The following is a 3,189-nucleotide window of genomic DNA, read 5'->3' on the forward strand; positions in this document are numbered from 1 at the left end:
TAACCAAGTTTAAACCACTTGTAAATGCTTATATATATGCTATTTTTTTAACTCAACATCGCAATCAAGCCAACTCATAATGCCAAATATGCTTATAAAAGCTATGATATAAAATGTAAGGTTAAATAACGAAAATAGTACAAAATCATAAAAATAAATTAATATAAGGCTTATAAAAAATAAATAGTTTTTCTTAGTGTTAAGATATTTTATTATGGGTATGTTGAAAATAATATTATTTTGTGTTATAATTGTGCAAAAATAGTGAAATAAATATTAAATTTGCCGCCGGGTAAATAAATTAACGTTATGCTTTATATCATTAGGCCATAGAAGATATGAAGTTATAACGTTTTTTTTATTTTATATTACATAATCTAAAAAATTACAAATGAAAGGAATGCAGTTTATGGAAAAATTTTTAATTAAAGAATGTAGTTTAAAAGAGGTAGAAAAAATTAAAAACATAAGTGAAAAAACATTCTATGAAACATTTGCTAATGAGAATACAAAAGAAGATATGGAAAATTATTTAAAAGAAAATTTTTCATACGAAAAAGTAGAGAGTGAAGTAAAAAATAATTACTCAAAGTTTTATATTGTAGAAAATGATAAAGGTGTAGTTGCATATATGAAAGTTAATTTTGATAATGCACAAACAGAAAAAGGTCATGATAATACATTAGAAGTTCAAAGGATTTATGTTCTACAAGGATATAAGGGTAAGAGCATAGGTAAAATGTTAATGCAAAAAGCTATAGAAATTGGAAAAGAAAATAACTTAAGTTATATTTGGTTAGGTGTATGGGAAAACAACATAAGTGCTATAAAATTTTATGAAAAACAGGGATTTGTAAAATTTGATACACATGTTTTCAAACTTGGTGATGATGAACAAACAGATAATTTAATGAAGTTAGTATTATAAATATTATTAATTAAATTAGATTAGATATATTATTTAATGATTATAAAGGAGCTATTACATAATTAAAAATGTAAAATTTAGAATGTAGAATTAAGGTGAAAACTACTGAAAGTAGTTTTTAAATAATATAATTTTAAGTGTTTCAGTATGAAATACCACCTTAATTTTAAATTATACATTCTACATTTTACATTGTATGATTTTCTGCAACAGATCCTTACATTCTAATGCTTACATCACCAGAAGATAATAACCTAATAGATCCATCTTCCATTTTAACTTTAAGTCTACATTCATCATCAATTTCAAGAACTGTAGCTTTTTCTGAAGATTTACTTGAAAGGATACTTACTTCTTTATTAATTAATAGGGATCTTCTTTTATAAGATTCCAGGAAGGATTTATCTTCAATATGTTTGTAGTAGTTCCAAAAGCCTTCTAAAACTTCAGCTATAAGTTTACTTCTAATATCAATAGATGCAGAAGAGTTATCTTCAAAAATTCCAGTTGCAATATCTTTAATTTCTTCAGTGAAGCCTTCTTTAGGTATTATTACATTAATTCCAATACCTAAAACAGCATAATCAATTATACCGCTTTCAAAATCAAAAGATGCTTCTGTTAATATTCCACATACCTTTTTATTATCACAATATATATCATTAACCCATTTTATTTTAGCTTCCTTATTAGAAATAGCTTCTATAGCTTCAGCAACAGCAACAGCAGTAGCAGCAGTAATAAGAAATGCCTTTGAAGCATGCATTTGTGGTCGTAAAAGAATGCTCATATAAATTCCTGTACCTTTAGGAGAGTGAAACTTCCTACCAAATCTTCCTCGTCCTTCAGTTTGTTCTTCTGAAATAATTACAGTACCTTCTTTTTCACCATTAATTGCAAGTTCCTTTATTGCACTATTAGTTGAACTAATTGTTTTATAAACATTAATATTGAAGTTATTATCAGTTTTATTCAAATATTTAGAAATACTTTGAGATGATAAAATGTCTGTATCAGTAGAAAGGCAATAGCCTTTATTAGTTACAGCATAAATATTATAACCTTCATTTTGTAATGATTTAATTGCTTTCCAAATTGCATTTCTACTTACTGAAAGTTCTTTGGCAAGATCAGCACCAGATATATAGTTCCCCTTATTATTTTCAAGTACACTTAAAGTCTTATCTTTTACACTCATGTTTTCACCTATTTCATTTTCAGTATTGTTATCTTATTAGTATATTATAACATAAATATTGTCACCTAAAAATATAAAAAAGTTGACTATTATGAAAATAAAAAGTATTATATAGAATATGTTAGATTACTTTACAGAAGATTTTGCAAAATCATTTACTAAAGTAAGTAAAGAAAGAAACAAAGAGGTAAACAATATATTATGTTTCAAATATGAATTCATAGAAACAACAGAGATTGGGGGATTAATATGAAAATAAAAGAATTAACAAAAATGTCAATTTGTATAGCAATAATTTGTATATCTGCATATATATCTTTTCCACTACCATTCACGCCTACAATGATAACTGCACAAACAATTGCAATTAATTTAGTAGCATTAATACTTACACCTAAGCAATCATTTTTAGTTGTTTTATTATATATATTTTTAGGAGCCTTTGGATTGCCTATTTTTTCAGGAGGAACAAGTGGATTTGGAAGATTATTTGGACCAACAGGTGGATTTATATTAGGATTTTTAGTTATAGCTCCATTAATGAGCTACTTAAAAGGTAAGAATAATAACTTTAAAAGATATCTATTAGTAACAGTATTTATTGGAATGATTGTACTATATTGTTTTGGAGCAATATATATGAGCATAATACAAAAAATTAGTATTATGTCTGCATTGTCGTTAACTGTATTTCCATTTATAGTTGGAGATATATTTAAGTGTATTTTAAGTTCGTATCTTGCAGTAAAACTAAATAAAGCCTTAAATTAATACATATTAATAAAGCCAATGAGATAAGTTTAAAGTTATCTTATTGGCTTTTGCTATATCAAATTCTTTGTTAAAAAATTATAAAATGTTATTATTCTTAGGTGTGTACGTTCGATATTTATAGTTCACTACTATAAACATTAATTATATGTGTTAAATTAGAGATTTGATATTATTAAGAACTAAATGTTCTTTGAAAATTGAATAATACGGTGTTGTAGATGATAATATAATTTATTTTGTTATTCAATTATATATAAATAATGAATATATTATTTATATATAATTATTT

At 24.8% G+C, this 3,189-nt stretch carries 4 protein-coding genes; 3 read left to right on the forward strand and 1 reads right to left on the reverse strand.

Translation table 11 applies throughout. The features are described from left to right. The first annotated feature begins 409 nt into the window (after window positions 1-409). Window positions 410-928 (forward strand): GNAT family N-acetyltransferase, encoded by a 519-nt coding sequence (locus tag I2A75_RS17775; RefSeq protein ID WP_195266930.1) that lies wholly within the window; start codon window positions 410-412, stop codon window positions 926-928. Window positions 929-1,145: 217 nt separating this feature from the next. Here the strand turns inward: I2A75_RS17775 and I2A75_RS17780 are convergent, their stop codons facing one another. Beyond that, window positions 1,146-2,126: a biotin--[acetyl-CoA-carboxylase] ligase gene (locus I2A75_RS17780; protein WP_195266931.1), complete on the reverse strand. Its 981-nt coding sequence runs from the start codon at window positions 2,124-2,126 to the stop codon at window positions 1,146-1,148. Between the two features lie 118 nt (window positions 2,127-2,244). On the opposite strand from I2A75_RS17780, the gene I2A75_RS18160 reads away from it, so the two are divergent. Together I2A75_RS18160 and I2A75_RS17785 are read left to right on the forward strand one after the other, a co-directional pair. Beyond that, the gene (locus tag I2A75_RS18160; RefSeq protein WP_279325046.1) at window positions 2,245-2,379 is read left to right on the forward strand and encodes a hypothetical protein; all 135 of its coding nucleotides are present in this window, start codon (window positions 2,245-2,247) and stop codon (window positions 2,377-2,379) included. After that, window positions 2,376-2,897 (forward strand): biotin transporter BioY, encoded by a 522-nt coding sequence (locus I2A75_RS17785; RefSeq protein ID WP_195266932.1) that lies wholly within the window; start codon window positions 2,376-2,378, stop codon window positions 2,895-2,897. Before I2A75_RS18160 ends, I2A75_RS17785 begins: the two co-directional genes overlap by 4 nt. Window positions 2,898-3,189: the final 292 nt, after the last annotated feature.

The organism is Clostridium sp. 1001275B_160808_H3, from assembly GCF_015550425.1.
Taxonomy (GTDB): Bacteria; Bacillota; Clostridia; order Clostridiales; family Clostridiaceae; genus Clostridium.

Coding starts and splice junctions, on each gene's coding strand:
- I2A75_RS17775 (WP_195266930.1), top strand. CDS start 410: ATGGAAAAATTTTTAATTAAAGAATGTAGTTTAAAAGAGGTAGAAAAA.
- I2A75_RS17780 (WP_195266931.1), bottom strand. CDS start 2,126: ATGAGTGTAAAAGATAAGACTTTAAGTGTACTTGAAAATAATAAGGGG.
- I2A75_RS18160 (WP_279325046.1), top strand. CDS start 2,245: ATGTTAGATTACTTTACAGAAGATTTTGCAAAATCATTTACTAAAGTA.
- I2A75_RS17785 (WP_195266932.1), top strand. CDS start 2,376: ATGAAAATAAAAGAATTAACAAAAATGTCAATTTGTATAGCAATAATT.